Origin of the sequence: Rhodococcus sp. NPDC058532, from assembly GCF_042719255.1 — a bacterium.
GTDB lineage: Bacteria > Actinomycetota > Actinomycetes > Mycobacteriales > Mycobacteriaceae > Rhodococcus_G.
Genome location: NZ_JBHXNU010000006.1, coordinates 224,859 through 239,612, shown reverse-complemented (window position 1 = coordinate 239,612; position 14,754 = coordinate 224,859). Strand labels below are relative to the sequence as shown.

Genomic DNA, 14,754 nt, shown 5'->3' with positions numbered 1-14,754 from the left:
AGAGGGATTAGGAGACACGCCCTAACCGCCGCCCGACCAAACTCTGCCGCCCGGACCGTGTCGACCCCGGTCCGGGCCGCAGTCACGGGTGCGGCAGCTCCGTGTCGAACAGCCAGCGGTCCCAGAGCGGTCGCAGCGACCGATCCGTGAAGTGTGCTGCGAGGTCGGTGAATTCCTCGGTGGTGACGGAGCCGTGCCGGTGCTTGGCCGTCCACTGCCGCAGCAGGTCGAAGAACCCGCCGTCGCCCAGCTCACCCCGGAGGGCGTGCAGCGTCAACGCTCCCCGCTTGTACACCCGGTCGTCGAACATCAGTGCCGGGCCGGGGTCGCCGAGCAGCAGGTCGTAGGGCAACCCGGCCTGGGTGCGGTGGACCTGGGCGGCGATCTCCTGTGCGGACGGCCCCCCGGATTCCTCCGACCACAACCACTCCGCATAGCAGGCGAAGCCCTCGTGCAGCCAGATGTCCCGCCACGACGCCAGGGTGAGGCTGTTGCCGAACCACTGGTGGGCGAGCTCGTGCGCGACGAGCCGCTCCGCTCCGCGACTGCCATCGCAGTGGTTCGCCCCGAACACCGAAATGCCCTGCGCCTCCACCGGAATCTCGAGGTCGTCGTCGGTGACCACGACGGTGTAGTCGGCGAACGGGTAGGGCCCGAACAGCCGAATGAACGTCTCCATCATCTGCGGTTGCCTGGCGAAGTCGTGGTCGAACCGGGTGCGCATCCGCGGCGGCAGCACCGCGTGCATCGGAACCGGCGTGCTACCCGCGACCCGGCGCCGCTCGTAGGGGCCGATCTGGACGGTGGCGAGGTAGCTGGCCATCGGCTCGCTCTGCTCGTATACCCAGGTGGTGTGGCTGGCCCGAATCTGTTTGCGCAGCAACGCTCCGTTCGCGACCACGTGGTAGGGCGAATCGGTGGTGACCGAGATCCGGTAGCTCGCCTTCGAACTCGGATGGTCGTCACACGGGAACCACGATCCGGCCCCGTTGGGCTGGCTCGCGACGATCGCGCCCTCGGTCAGCTCCTCCCACCCCACCTCACCCCACGGCCCGCGGACGGGTTTCGGGGTGCCCGCGTACTGCACCGTCACCGACAGGGCGCCGCCGGACGGAATCTTCTGCGCAGGCGTGACGGTGAGCTTGCCGTGCTGATGGGTGTACTTCACGCGCGTCCCGCCGACGGCCACCTTCGACACCGCAAGCGTCTGCGACAGGTCGAAGGAGAACTTGCCAGCCGCGTCGGTGGTCGTGGCGGTGATCGTCGCCTTCCCGGCGAGTCGATTGCTGGCGACCTTGTAGGTCAGTTCCAGCTCGTATCGCGACACCCGGTAGCCGCGGTTGCCCGCATCCGGCAGATACGGGTCGATCGGATCCTCGTAGAACCTACCGGCCCTGCCCGGTTTGACCATGCGCCCCGCCCCCTTTCAGTTCCATGGGCCGATCGGATTGCCCTGCCAGCGGGTGTGCGGCGGCACCACATCGCCCCGCATCACCAGGGACGCCGGTCCGACGGTGGCGCCGTCGCCGATGCCGGAGGCGGGCAGCGCGACGCAGTGCGGTCCGAGGGTGGCGCCGCGGCCGAGGGTGACGGTGTCCATCGCCATGATCCGATCATGGAACAGGTGCGTCTGTACAACACATCCGCGTTCGACGGTCGCGCCGTCGCCGAGGGTCACCAGGTCCGCCTCGGGCAGCCAGTAGGACTCGCACCAGACCCCCCGGCCGATGGACGCACCCATCGCCCGCAGCCACACGTTCAGCACCGCGGTCCCGGTCGCGGCCCGCGCGAACCAGGGCGCGGCAACGGTCTCGACGAACGCGTCGGACACCTCGTTGCGCCACACGAACGAGCTCCACAGCGGGTGCTCGACCCGGCCGATCCGGCCGACCGTCACCCACTTCGCCGCGACCGAGACCACCCCGGCGACGGCGCCAGCGGCGAGCAGCACGACCCCGCTGCCCAGCGCCGCCGCCCAGAACCCGACCCGCCCGGCGAGGGCCTGCAGGGTGAACAGCACCCCGAGCCCGATCCCGAACGTGATCACGACGGGCAGCAGCCTGCACGTCTCGACGAGCGCACGCGCCACCTTCAGCCGGGTCGGCGGCGCGAAGGTGCGTTCGGTGTCGCCGTCGCTGGCCGACCTGCGCAGCCGCACCGGGGGGCTGCCCAACCACGACGAGCCGGACTTCGCCTTGCTCGGGGCCGCGGACAGCACCGCGACCAGACCGTTCTTCGGCACCCGGCGGCCGGGGCCGGCCATCCCGGAGTTGCCGAGGAACGCGCGCTTGCCGACCTTCGCCTCCCGGATGTGCAGCCAGCCTCCGCCGAGCTCATAGGACGCGACCATCGTGTCGTCGGCGAGGAACGCGCCGTCCGCGACGGTGGTGAACTTCGGCAGCAGCAGCACCGTCGACGCCTCGACGTTCCTGCCGATCCGCGCGCCGAGCAGGCGCAGCCAGACGGGGGTCAGCAGGCTGGCGTACAGCGGGAACAGGAAGGTGCGGGCCGAGTCGAGGAGCCGTTCGGTGGCCCATACCTGCCAGCCGACGCGGCTGCGGACCGGGTGGTAGCCCTCGGTCAGCCCGACACCGAGCGCCCGCACCGCGACGACGGTCGCGGCCGCGAACACCAGCAGTGCCAGCAGCGTCGCGACCGGCAACCATGCGAGCGCGCGGGGGAGGGCGGCGCCGAGCGACGCGGTGTCGTGCACGGCCCACCCGATCAGGGCGATCCCGGCGGCCAGCGCGACGATCGGCAGCGACGCGATGAGCATCGACGTCAGCCCGTACACCGGCACCCACCGGGTGGCGCGGTCGGGACGCTCCGCGGGCCACGGATGCACGGCCTTCCCGAGCTTGACGGCGGGGGAACCGGCCCAGCTCTGCCCGGCCTTGATCCGCCCGATCACCGCGGACCCCGCAGCGACCTCCGCGTTCTTACCGACCTTCGCGCCGGGCAGCAGGGTCGACCGGGCGCCGACCGCGGCGCCCGCGCCGATCCGGATGCCGCCGACGTGAACGACGTCGCCGTCGATCCACTGCCCGGACAGGTCCACCTCGGGTTCGATCGAGCAACCGTCCCCGAGCTCGAGCATGCCGGTGACCGGGGGCAGCGTGTGCAGATCGACTCCGCGTCCGACCCTGGCGCCGAGCGCGCGGGCGTAGTAGATCATCCACGGTGCCCCGGACAGGTTCGCGGCGCCGCTGGCCTCGGTCAGCCGGTGCGCGACCCACAGCCGCAGGTGGACCGGGCCGCCGCGCGGGTAGGTGCCCGGTTGCAGTCCGCGCAGCAGCATCCGGCAGCCCGCGACGGCGATCGTCATCCGGCCGAGCGGGGTGATGAACAGCAGCACCCCGGCCAGGACCCACCACCACGGCACCGTCGGCGCCCAGGGCACGTCCGCGAACAGGGCGAGCAGGTTGTTCACGACCGCCAGCCAGGTCACCCACTGCAGGCCGGTCAGGGTGGTCAGCGGCACCGTCCACAGGACCTGCCGCCACTGCGCGGATCGCGGTGTCGGTTCGACGTGCCGCGGTTCGACGACCTCCGCGGGGGCGAGCGAGTCGAGGTGGGCGGCGAGCGACCCGAGTCGGGGGTGGTCGTACAGCTGCGCGACGGTCACCTCCGGGAATCGGTCCCGCAGCGCGGTCACCAGCTGCGCGGCGGCGAGGGAACCACCGCCCGCGGCGAAGAAGTCGTCGTCGGCGCCGGTGATCTGGGCCCCGAGGATCGCCGACCACAGCCCGGCAACCCAGGCGGCGGTCCCGTCGAGGTCGGCGGCGGCCGCATCGTCGGTGTCGGCGCCCGGCAGCGGCCACGGCAGCGCGGCGCGATCCACCTTCCCCGAGGTCCGGGTCGGCAGCTCCGGGACCAGCGCGAGCCGCGGCACCAGCGCGGCGGGCAGCCGCTCGGCGAGGTGGATGCGGGCGGCGGCGAGGTCGAAGTCGGGGTCGGTGCTGGCGAGGTAGCCGACCAGGATCGAATGCCCGGTCGCGGTGGTGCGGACCGCGGCCGCCGCGCCAGCGACGCCGGGCAGCTGCTGCAACGCGGTGTCCACCTCGCCGAGTTCGATGCGCCGGCCACCGATCTTCACCTGGTCGTCGGCGCGGCCCTGGAACAGCAGCCCGCCCGGCTCGAGCCGCACCAGGTCACCGCTGCGGTAGGCGCGGTCCCAGCCGAGCGACGGCATCGGCGCGTACTTCTCCGCGTCCTTCGCCGGGTCGAGGTAGCGGGCCAACCCGACACCACCGATGACGAGTTCCCCGACCCCGCCGACCGGGACGGGGGCGCCGTCGCCGTCGACGACCGCGAGGTCCCACCCGTCCAGCGGCAGCCCGATACTCACCGGTGACCTGCCGTCCATCTGTGCGGCGCACGCGACGACGGTGGCCTCGGTGGGGCCGTACGTGTTCCATACCTCGTGGCCGTCGGTGACGAGCCGTTCCGCCAGATCCGGCGGGCACGCCTCGCCGCCGAAGATCAGCAACCGCACCTCCTCAAGGGCCTCGGCAGGCCACAGCGCGGCCAGCGTCGGGACGGTGGAGACGACGGTGACCGACCGGGACACCAACCACGGGCCGAGATCCATCCCGCTGCGCACCAGGGCGCGGGGCGCCGGGACCAGGCAGGCGCCGTGCCGCCAGGCCAGCCACATCTCCTCGCAGGAGGCGTCGAAGGCAACCGACAGGCCAGCGAGGACCCGGTCGCCGGGCCCGATCGGATTGTCCCGAAGGAAGATCCGCGCCTCCGCGTCGACGAACGCGGCGGCGTTGCGGTGGGTGACAGCGACGCCCTTCGGGGTGCCGGTGGACCCGGACGTGAAGATGATCCAGGCGTCGTCGTCGAGGGTCGGCGGTCGCGGGATGCGCTCGGCTGCCTGCGCGGTGCCGGGCTGCACCCCCCGGCCGGTGAGGATCGCCGCGACCCGCGCCTCCCCGAACACCAGGTCGGCCCGCTCGTCGGGGTCGTCGGCGTCGACCGGGACGTACGCGGCGCCCGCGGCGAGGATGGACAGGATGGCGGTGTACAGCGACTGCGACCCGGACGGCATCCGGATGCCGACCCGGTCGCCGGCACCGATCCCGAGGTCCCCGAGCCACCGCGACCCCCGGTCGACCTCGTCGAGCAGTTCCGCGTAGGTCAGGGTGGTCTCGCCGTCGTCGATCGCGGGCGCGTCCGGGTGCGCCCGCGCGGTGGCGGTCAGGACGTCGACGAGGGTGCGCGGCGCGGGAGCGTGTGGCGAACGGAGGTAGGCCGCCGGGATTCGCGAACGGTCAGGGGAGGACTGCGGGTGCAACGCCGGGGATTCCTTGTCTCGTGTCTGCTGACGGGTCTCGTCGTTCTCTCACGTCAAGTTTGCGAGAGAGTGAACGGAAAACCGGCCGCGACATGCGTGGAGCCTACGCCGGGGCGTGGCCTACCTTGGAATCCGTGAACTCGAATGCGGTCGCCACGATCACCCGCCTGCGCGCGCTGATCGACCACCCGAGAACCGGTCCCGAGGAGCGCGCGACGGCGCAGCGGATGCTCGACCGGCTGCTCGCCAAGTCGGCGGGGACGACGGGTGGCGCCCGGCGGTCCGGCGCCGGACACACCCGGGCGGGTCGGCACGTGCGGCTCGACGTGATCGCGGACCTGATCCGCGACGACCTCGCCGCCGCGCGTGCCGGTGCGCCGCTGCCCGCGGCCGGTCCGGTCCTCGACGTGCACGACCCCGTCCGCGCGGCCCCGGGAACCGTCAGCTACGCGGTGACGGTGACCGGTGACGTGTCGCTCGACGTGACCATCGACGGCGTTCCACGGGCCTGGGGGTGGACCGACGCGGGCGGGGTCGACGCGGTGACGCCGCAGCTGCAGACCCTGGCCGAGCGGGTCGCGGACGTCGTGAACGGTCACAACACCGGCGGCGCCGATGGTGGGCGTCGGTTCTTCCTGCGGGTGCGGGTTCCGGAGCACACGCTCGTCTGGTGACTCGCCCCGCCGAGCGCACCCCGGCGCCCGTGCGCGATTTTTACCCCCATCGGGGTACACATCACGCACGGTGCCGGAGGCGCTAGTGCTGGGGGACGCGGAGGATCAGGGCATCACCCTGCCCACCACCACCACACAGGGCCGCCGCACCGATGCCGCCGCCGCGGCGCTGCAGTTCCAGGGCCAGGTGCAGCACGATCCGGGCACCGGACATCCCCAGCGGATGCCCGAGCGCGATCGCACCACCATTGACGTTCACGATCGCCGGGTCGATCCCCAACTCCCGCGTCGAGACGATCCCGACCGCGGCGAACGCCTCATTGATCTCCACCAGATCCAGCTCCGTCGGGTCGATGCCCTCGCGCGCGCAGGCCTTCGCGATCGCGTTCGCCGGCTGCGACTGCAGCGTCGAATCCGGCCCGGCCACCACACCGGCCGCACCGATCTCCGCGATCCAGGACAGCCCGAGCGCCTCCGCCTTCGCCTTCGCCATCACCACCACCGCCGCGGCACCATCGGAGATCTGCGACGCCGACCCCGCCGTGACCGTCCCGTCCTTCGCGAACGCCGGACGCAGACGGCCGAGGGATTCGGCGGTGGTGTCCGCCCGGATCCCCTCGTCCTCGCGCACCACGACCGGGTCGCCCGTGCGCTGCGGGATCGACACCGGCACCACCTCGGCGTCGAACAGGCCGTCCTTCCGCGCCCGCGCCGCCCGCTGGTGCGAGGCGGCGGCGAACGCGTCCTGCTCGGCGCGGGAGACGAACCTCTCACCGTCGTTGGCGGATTCGGTGAGGTTGCCCATCGCCTGGTCGGTGAAGATGTCGTGCAGGCCGTCGTAGGCGAGGTGGTCACGCAGGGTGACGTCGCCGTACTTGAACCCGGCACGGGACTTTTCGAGCAGGTGCGGGGCGCGGGTCATCGACTCCTGACCGCCGGCGACGACGATGTCGAATTCGCCTGCCCGGATCAGCTGGTCGGCCATCGCGATCGCGTTGATCCCGGACAGACACACCTTGTTGACGGTCAGGGCGGGCACGTTCATGGGGATGCCTGCGGCGACGGCGGCCTGCCGGGCGGGGATCTGGCCTGCGCCCGCGGTGAGGACCTGCCCCATGATGACGTAGTCGACCTGGTCGCCGGTGATGCCTGCCTTGTTGAGGGCGCCGCGGATGGCGATGCCGCCGAGGTCGGATCCCGAGAAGTCCTTCAGTGCGCCCTGCAGGCGTCCCATCGGGGTGCGGGCCCCGGCAACGATGACCGAGATGTTCTCCGTCATGGATATCTCCTTTCGAAAGTGACTTGCGCTCAGACCAGTTCGGGGAGCCGGGCATCCAGCGGGGCGTCGGTCGCGGCGGCAACCTCGGCGAGGGTGACCCCCGGCGCGAGTTCGACGAGCGCGAGGGTGCCGTCGCCGCCCACGTCGATCACGGCGAGATTGGTGATGATCCGGTCGACCACCCCCCGCCCGGTCAGCGGCAGGCTGCACTCCCGAACGATCTTCGCGCCGCCGTCCCGGTCGGTGTGCTCCATCACCACGATGACCCGGCTCGCGCCGTGCACCAGATCCATCGCCCCACCCATCCCCTTGACCATCTTGCCGGGCACCATCCAGTTGGCGAGGTCGCCGGTCGCGGAGACCTGCATGCCGCCGAGCACCGCGGTGTCGATGTGGCCGCCGCGAATCATGCCGAACGACAACGCCGAATCGAAGTACGCGGCACCGGGGTTGACGGTGACGGTCTCCTTGCCCGCGTTGATCAGGTCGGGGTCGACCGCGTCGTCGGTGGGGTAGGGGCCGGTGCCGAGGATCCCGTTCTCCGAGTGCAGCGTCACCCGCACGGCGTCGGTGAGATGGCCGGGGATCAGCGTCGGCAGGCCGATGCCGAGGTTGACGTACTCGCCGTCGATCATCTCCGCGGCCGCGCGGGCGGCCATCTCGTCGCGGGTCCAACCGGTCATGCCGAGGCTCCTTCTGCTGTGATGTTCGGCTCGGCCGAAGGTGTGACGGTGCGCTTTTCGATGCGCTTGTGCTGGGGGCCGGTGTGCACGATCCGCTGGACGAACACGCCGGGCAGGTGCACCTGGGCGGGGTCGAGTTCGCCTGCCGGGACGAGCTCCTCGACCTGCGCGATGGTGATCTTGCCGGCCATCGCGGCCAGCGGGTTGAAGTTCAGGGCGGTCTTGTCGAAGACCAGGTTGCCTGCGGTGTCGCCGCGGACCGCGTGCACGAGCGCGAAGCCGGCGGTGATGCCGTGTTCCATCACGTACCGCTTGTCGCCGAACTCCCGGGTCTCCTTCGGCGGGGACGCGACCGCGACGGAGCCGTCGGCGTGGTAGCGCCACGGCAGGCCGCCGTCGGCGACGGGGGTGCCGACCCCCGCCGGGGTGAAGAAGGCGGGGATGCCCGCGCCCCCGGCCCGCAGGCGTTCGGCGAGGGTGCCCTGCGGGGTCAGTTCGACCTCCAGTTCGCCGGCCAGGTACTGGCGCGCGAATTCCCGGTTCTCCCCAACGTAGGAGGCGGTCACCCGGCTGATCTGCCCACCGCCCAGCAGGATCCCGAGGCCGTGATCGTCCACGCCGCAGTTGTTGGAGAACACCTCGAGGTTGCCGACCCCGGAATCGCGGAGCGCGGCGATCAGGGCGTCGGGGATCCCGCACAGCCCGAACCCGCCGACCGCGATGGTGGCGCCCTCGCCGATGTCGGCGACCGCCTCGGCCGGTGTAGTGCACAGGGTCGTTCCCATCGAAAAGTTCCTTCCCTTGACGCGTCCGCGGTCCGAACGGGTGGATCATGTTCACTTCTCGGACGCCGCGGTTCGATTCCTGGTGGCCACTTAAGTGCGCAGCTCCCAGGGTTTCAAGAGGGGAGGAGGAATCGGCGGACACTGCTCGTTTGATGGACCTTCACGGCCATGCCGTTCACTGAGTGGACGTAGGATCGGGTCATGGAGGAGCCGCTGAGGCCGCAGGTGATCCGTCGCGTCGGTGCCCTGCTGCGCGCACTTTCGGGGGTGTCGGCGGGCGCGTCGACGTCCGAGCTCGCCCGGGCAACGAACCTGGCCCGACCGACCGCGCACCGCCTGCTGACCGCGCTCGCCGAGGAGGGGCTGGTCGACCGGGACCACCGGTCGGGGCGGTGGGCGCTCGGCCCGGAGCTGTACCTGCTCGGCGCGCAGGCGGCCGGCCGCTACGACATCACCGATCTGGGTCGCGACATCCTGCGGGACCTGGCGCGCGAGACCGGCGAGAGCGCCTTCCTCTCCGCGCGACGCGGCGACGAGACGGTGTGCATCGCGAGCGAGGAGGGCAGCTTCCCGCTGCGCTCGCACGTCCTGCACGTCGGGTTGCGACTGCCGCTCGGGGTCGCGTCCGCCGGGCTGGCGATCCTCTCGCACCTGCCGGATCGGGAGGTCGAGGAGTACCTGGAACGGCGGGACCTGACCGCGCAGTGGGGGGTCGACCACGACAGCGACGGCATCCGGGCGCGGGTCGTAGTGACCCGGCTGGCCGGGTACTGCGTCAATCCCGCCCTGCTCGTCGAGGGCAGCTGGGGGATGGGCGCCGCGGTCTTCGACGCGGCGGGTCGGCCCGAGTGGGCGTTGAGTCTGACCGGCGTGGAGAGTCGGTTCCGCGACGAGCGGCGCCCGGAACTCGGGGAACTGCTGCTGCGACAGGCGCACCGGCTGACCCAGCGGCTGCGGCGCAGCGGGTAGTCACCCAGGGTCGGCGCCCGGCTGACCCGCGGGGGCGGTCAGTGCGTGGTGATCGCCTCGGCGATCGGGGTCGGACCGTTGTTGAACGGGATCGTGCGGCGCACGGTGGTCGGGTCGGCAAGGGCGGCGGCCGCGACAGCGGCGACGTCCTCCCGGCTCACCGCATGCGCGGTGGGCGTCGGACTCACCTCGACCCGGCCCGTCCCCGGGGCGAGGGTCAGTGTGCCGGGGCCGAGAATCGTCCAGCCCAGGGCGGTGCCGCGCAGGTGCTGGTCGGCGGCGGCCTTTGCCTCCGCGTAGGCATAGAACGAATTGTCCGGTGGGACACCGTGGTCCGTCCTTGATCCGAGGTAGGAGACCATCACGTACCGCCGCACGCCCGCGGCCTCGGCGCCGTCCATCGACCGGATCGCGGCGTCCCGGTCCACGGCGTAGGTACGGTCGGGGTTGCCGCCGCCCGCGCCCGCCGACCAGACAACCGCGTCCTGCCCGCGCAGCACCTCCGCGAGCTGTTCGCCGCTCAGGTTCTCGACGTCGGCGAGTACCGGTGTTGCCCCCGCGGCAACGACGTCGGCGGCATGGTCGGGGTTGCGGATTACCGCGGTCACCTCGTCGCCGCGTCCGCTGAGGATCCGTGCCAGGTGCAGGGCCACCTTTCCGTGGCCACCGATGACGACGACGCGAGCCATGGCCGTTCCCTCCGTAGGACATTCGGGGTCGGGTCCAACGTACTGCCGCAACGGCGGCGCCGCAGATGTCGGGCATCGCGGTGGTCGAGGTCACAGGCGCACTCGGTGGGCGGGGGTTGACAGCGCGACGCCGATGCTGCCATTCTCTGCTCAGGTTATGAGTGCCAGCGTGTAGCCCCGGCTTGCTGGCCGGCAACCCTCCACCGCGGTGGGGTGCCCCGGGTGACGACCTGGCCGTGCTTCCAATTCCGGACACGGCAAGCGCGGACTCGATGCACCACCTCTCCATCGCACGGGTCCCTTGACGTAAGGGATGACGCCATGACCGCTGTACTCGACACCACCCCCCAGGTCGCCACCACTTTCGACGGAAACTGTTCCGGCACGGCATCTTTCGCGCCCGTCTGTGGTGGAGACCTGGTGGCGCCGCTCACTGACGGCACCTCGGTCAGGTACGCCAACTTCGACTACGCCGCCAGCGCCCCGGCCCTGACCGCGGTCGCGGACCGGGTGCAGGAACTGCTGCCGTTCTACGCCAGCGTGCACCGCGGCGCGGGCTACGCCTCCCAGGTGTGCACCGACCGCTACGAGGGCGCCCGCGGCGTGGTCGCGGACTTCGTTGGGGCCCGCGCCGACGACGTCGTGGTGTTCACCCGAAACACCACCGACGCACTGAACCTGCTCGCCTCCTGCGTGCCGGGTGAGACCGTGGTCCTCGACATCGAGCACCACGCAAACCTGTTGTCCTGGAATCGGAACGGCGCCCGCGTCGTCCGGTCCGCGGACACCGTCGAGGAGACGGTGCAGCGGATCGTCGCCGAACTGTGCACCCGCCCGGCGGCGCTGCTCGCCGTCACCGGCGCCTCCAACGTCACCGGCGAGGTGCTGCCGATCGCCCGGCTCGCGCGGATTGCCCACGAGTGCGGCGCCCGCATCCTCGTCGATGCTGCGCAGTTGTTGCCGCACCGCCGCGTCGACATCGCCGACCTCGGCGTCGACTACCTCGCCTTCTCCGGGCACAAGCTGTACGCGCCGTTCGGCGCAGGCGCCCTCGTCGGGCGCGCCGACTGGCTCGACGCCGCCGAGCCGTACCTTGCCGGTGGCGGGGCCACCAAGAACGTCGAGATCGACGCCGTGCAGTGGGCCGCCGCCCCGCAGCGGCACGAGGCGGGCACCCCGAACGTTCTCGGTGCCGTCGCGATCGCCGCCGCCTGCGAGGCGCTCGCCGGATTCGACGCCGACGCCGCCGAGCTGCACGAGCGGGTGCTGTGCGACCGCTTGACCGCCGGGCTCGACGCGATCACCGGGGTTCGGGTGCTGCGCATTTGGCCGGACTCCCCGGACGCCGTCGGCATCGTCACCTTCACCGTCGCCGGCGCCGAACCCCGTGAGGTCGCGACGTTCCTGTCCGACCGGTACGGCATCGGCGTGCGGGACGGTAAGTTCTGCGCGCACCCGCTGCTGACCCGGCTCGGTCATGGCGCGGGCGCGGTCCGCGCCAGCCTCGGGCTCGGCAGCAGCGGCGCCGATGTCGACCGTTTGGTCGGCGCGGTGGGCGAGTTCGTGCGCGAGCGCGTGACGAGCGGCGCGGCGGCGCACTAGCGTCGGCGCCGCGACCCGCAGGGGCGGGGATCAGTCGACGTCGATGGCCAGACCGGCCGTGATCCGGACCAGCTCGCGGAACGTGGTCCGGAACATGGCGCCCGGGTGCCCCGCCGCCGCCCACAGTTCCGGGTAGGCCTCGAGGGCGGTGTCGATGTAGGTGGACAGGTTGGTCGGGTGCCCAACCGGGGCGACGCCGCCGAGCGGCTGACCGGTCACCTGCACCACCAGTTCGGCGGGGGCGCGGGTGAGCATCCCCTCGAGACGTTTGCCGGTGCGCTCCGTGTCCACCTGGTGGGAACTCGACACCAGCAGCAGGACCGGCTCGTCGTCGAGGAGGAAGACCAGGGACTTGGTGATCGCGCCGATGTCGACGCCGAGGGTCGCGGCGGCTTCGGCGGCGGTGCGGGTCGGCCGGTCCTGAGTGACCACCACTCCGTGGTGGCCCCGCGAGATCAGTGTCCTCGCGACATTCGCGGCCTCGGGTTGCAGTGTCCTCGCCATGCCCCACCCTAGGACCGGCGGGCATCCTTCGCGCGCCGAAATGTCGGGACGCTCCTATGGTTTGGCCGCATCGCGGCGCATGCTGCGATCAACTGCCGGGCGGACAGCCCGCGCAGAAGGGCAGGTTCTTGAGGGCGACCTCACGCCAGTGGCCGCCCGGCGCGATGTTGGTCGCCAACTCGGGCGGCCCGGCGCCGTCCCCCACGAACGCGCGCCGGGCGAAGACGTCGCCGGCCAGTGAGTACCGCAGCCACGCCGTGACGTATCCGAGTGCCCCGGTGAGGTCGAGGTGGTCGCCGCCCACCAGTGCCGCCTTGGCCGCGGCCCCGGAAACCTGGTCGAAGTAGATGCGCTGGCCGCGCTCGGTTGCCAGCCAGTCGCCCGTGCCGCGGACGAGGAAGATCGGGGCGGAGAGTCCAGCAGCGGTGGGTACCGGCAGGCCCACCGGCCACCACCACAGTGGGGTGGGATCGGCGAACGCGAGGGCGACGACGCTGACGATGCGGCCCGCGGACGACCGGGCCGCGGTGACCGCGCCCCCCGCCCCCTGCGAGTGCCCGACGGCCGCGATCCGGTCGGTGTCGAGTCGGTTATGCAGCGGACTCGACGGGTCGTCGTTCAGCTCGACGGCGTGGTCGACCGCCGCCAGCAGGGCGGTGCCGTCCCCGACCGCGCCGCTGTTGGGGGCGACCACCACGAATCCCCAGGACGCGAGGTGTACCAGCGCGTCATGGTAGGAGCACGTCGAATCGGTGCCGAAGCCTGTGCCGTTGCCCCATACGACTATGGGGTGCGGCCCGCTCGCGGGGTCGTTCGGGTAGATGACGGTATGGCCGCCCGGTTGCTGCGTTCGCGGGGCCTCGCACCCGAGCTCGCGGCCGTCGTCCCAAGTCACGGTGAGGACGCCCGGAGCCTGGTAGGTGCCTTCGATCCGGGCGGCCGCGTGCGCGGTGGGGGCGCAGAACCCCGCGGCGGTCATGACCGCGATGGTGGCGATCGCCGTGCTCACGATCCGCGACGGCACTGGATCTCCCGTCGCGGACTACTGGCCGGGCCGCCCACGCGCACGTCTCCTCGTGTGCACATCAGGAGTCGCAGTTTACCGATGTTTTGCCGCGCCGTCATCGTCGACTGCGACGAACGGCTGGTTGGTTGAATCCGGGGTCATGAGCGCAGTCCCCACCCGTCCAGCCGGTTTCAGTGCACGCGCCCTCGCCGAGCGGTGCGGGCCGTGCAGGCGAATACCGTCACGAGCCCGACCAGTGCGTAGGTCACCAGGGTCACGATCGGCTGCCCGACGCCGGTGCCGTGGAAGTAGACGATGCTGCGCACGCCCTCGGTGCCCGCTCCTGGGGTGATCCAGCTGCCGATCGCCGCATAGAACTCGGGCAGCACATTCGATCCGAATGCGCCTCCGGCGCTGGGGTTTCCGAGTACCACGAAGATCAGGATCGCGAGCGGAACGGCGAGGATGCCGATCAGCGCCCGCAGGCCCATCGTGAACATCCCGGTCGCGAACACCACACCGGCGCCGAGCAGCGACAGCGGCAGTAGATGGCCGGTGAACGTCCCGAGCAGGTTCGCGGCGATCAGCGCCCCGAGGAAGCCGGACAGCAGCGCGTAGACCGCCATCAGCGCGGTGTGCAGGCCCGCCTCGCGCAGGGTGCGCGGCGCCCCGATCAGGAGGCCGATTGCCGCGGCAAGCAGGTATCCGCCGACCACCCAGCCGATCGAGAGGTAGAAGCCGGACAGCCCACGATTGTCGTGGATACCGACCGGGACCTCGTCCCGCACGTCGAAGGTGCGACCCTGCGCGGCGTCGACCCGGGTGAAGATGTCCTCGAGCGCGGTCGCGGCGGAACTGCCTGCACCGCTCGCGGTGATCAGGGTGTCGGGACCGGATGCGGCGACCAGGTATCCGCCCATCACCTCCCGATCCGAGATCAGGGTGCGGACCTGGTAGGTGGTGGCGGCGACCCTGGCCTGTACCGGGTGGCCGTCGATCGCATTCAGGCGATCGACGACCTGTCGGTCCGTCCCGGCGGGCAGCCCGGGATCCGCGACGACGGCGATCGGGATGTCCCGCGGCGTCGGCTGGTGGAAGGCGGCGACGTAGCTGGTGATGAACCCGAGTTGGAGCAGCAGGACGCCGATCGCCACCCCGACCAGGATCTGGCGGGGGGTGTAGCGGTCGGTCGGGCTGGTGGACCGGTGTGGTGTGGATTCGCCGGTCGTCGGGTCGACGTCGGTGACGCTCATGTGGTGGTTCC

12 protein-coding genes and 1 riboswitch are annotated in these 14,754 nt (G+C 71.6%); of the genes, 3 read left to right on the top strand and 9 right to left on the bottom strand.

From position 1 onward, the window contains the following. Positions 1-82: 82 nt before the first annotated feature. Complete coding sequence (locus ACFWQG_RS10290) at positions 83-1,411, bottom strand: M1 family metallopeptidase (protein WP_378507509.1); 1,329 nt, start codon at positions 1,409-1,411, stop codon at positions 83-85. A 15-nt stretch (positions 1,412-1,426) separates the two neighbouring features. Beyond that, on the bottom strand, positions 1,427-5,299 hold the full coding sequence (locus tag ACFWQG_RS10285; protein ID WP_378507508.1) for a Pls/PosA family non-ribosomal peptide synthetase: 3,873 nt from the start codon (positions 5,297-5,299) through the stop codon (positions 1,427-1,429). A 134-nt stretch (positions 5,300-5,433) separates the two neighbouring features. On the opposite strand from ACFWQG_RS10285, the gene ACFWQG_RS10280 reads away from it, so the two are divergent. Next, the gene (locus ACFWQG_RS10280; protein WP_378507507.1) at positions 5,434-5,973 is read left to right on the top strand and encodes a hypothetical protein; all 540 of its coding nucleotides are present in this window, start codon (positions 5,434-5,436) and stop codon (positions 5,971-5,973) included. A gap of 82 nt (positions 5,974-6,055) precedes the next feature. Here ACFWQG_RS10280 and ACFWQG_RS10275 read toward each other — a convergent pair whose 3' ends face one another. Genes ACFWQG_RS10275 through ACFWQG_RS10265 form a run of 3 tightly spaced genes read right to left on the bottom strand, consistent with a single transcriptional unit; the run spans position 6,056 to position 8,720 of the window. After that, positions 6,056-7,252, bottom strand: coding sequence for an acetyl-CoA C-acetyltransferase (locus ACFWQG_RS10275; RefSeq protein ID WP_378507506.1), 1,197 nt, complete (start codon positions 7,250-7,252; stop codon positions 6,056-6,058). Positions 7,253-7,281: 29 nt separating this feature from the next. Beyond that, positions 7,282-7,935, bottom strand: coding sequence for a 3-oxoacid CoA-transferase subunit B (locus ACFWQG_RS10270; RefSeq protein WP_378507505.1), 654 nt, complete (start codon positions 7,933-7,935; stop codon positions 7,282-7,284). Next, a complete protein-coding gene (locus ACFWQG_RS10265; RefSeq protein ID WP_378507504.1) occupies positions 7,932-8,720 on the bottom strand; it encodes a CoA transferase subunit A in 789 nt (262 codons plus the stop codon). Before ACFWQG_RS10265 ends, ACFWQG_RS10270 begins: the two co-directional genes overlap by 4 nt. Positions 8,721-8,921: 201 nt before the next feature. Between ACFWQG_RS10265 and ACFWQG_RS10260 the strand changes: the two genes are divergently transcribed. After that, positions 8,922-9,689, top strand: coding sequence for an IclR family transcriptional regulator (locus ACFWQG_RS10260; RefSeq protein ID WP_378507503.1), 768 nt, complete (start codon positions 8,922-8,924; stop codon positions 9,687-9,689). 38 nt (positions 9,690-9,727) lie between these two features. On the opposite strand, the gene ACFWQG_RS10255 is transcribed toward ACFWQG_RS10260, so the two are convergent. Continuing rightward, the gene (locus ACFWQG_RS10255; RefSeq protein WP_378507502.1) at positions 9,728-10,378 is read right to left on the bottom strand and encodes an SDR family oxidoreductase; all 651 of its coding nucleotides are present in this window, start codon (positions 10,376-10,378) and stop codon (positions 9,728-9,730) included. A 153-nt stretch (positions 10,379-10,531) separates the two neighbouring features. Then, a riboswitch (SAM riboswitch) is annotated at positions 10,532-10,648 on the top strand. Between the two features lie 51 nt (positions 10,649-10,699). On the opposite strand from ACFWQG_RS10255, the gene ACFWQG_RS10250 reads away from it, so the two are divergent. Next, complete coding sequence (locus tag ACFWQG_RS10250; protein WP_378507501.1) at positions 10,700-11,980, top strand: aminotransferase class V-fold PLP-dependent enzyme; 1,281 nt, start codon at positions 10,700-10,702, stop codon at positions 11,978-11,980. A 30-nt stretch (positions 11,981-12,010) separates the two neighbouring features. On the opposite strand, the gene ACFWQG_RS10245 is transcribed toward ACFWQG_RS10250, so the two are convergent. The 3 genes from ACFWQG_RS10245 to ACFWQG_RS10235 all read right to left on the bottom strand — a co-directional run bounded on the left by ACFWQG_RS10245 (position 12,011) and on the right by ACFWQG_RS10235 (position 14,743). Then, positions 12,011-12,484, bottom strand: coding sequence for a YbaK/EbsC family protein (locus ACFWQG_RS10245; RefSeq protein ID WP_378507500.1), 474 nt, complete (start codon positions 12,482-12,484; stop codon positions 12,011-12,013). A gap of 88 nt (positions 12,485-12,572) precedes the next feature. Then, complete coding sequence (locus ACFWQG_RS10240) at positions 12,573-13,493, bottom strand: hypothetical protein (RefSeq protein ID WP_378507499.1); 921 nt, start codon at positions 13,491-13,493, stop codon at positions 12,573-12,575. Between the two features lie 188 nt (positions 13,494-13,681). Beyond that, entirely contained in the window at positions 13,682-14,743 is a 1,062-nt protein-coding gene (locus ACFWQG_RS10235; protein WP_378507498.1) for a hypothetical protein, read from the bottom strand. Positions 14,744-14,754: the final 11 nt, after the last annotated feature.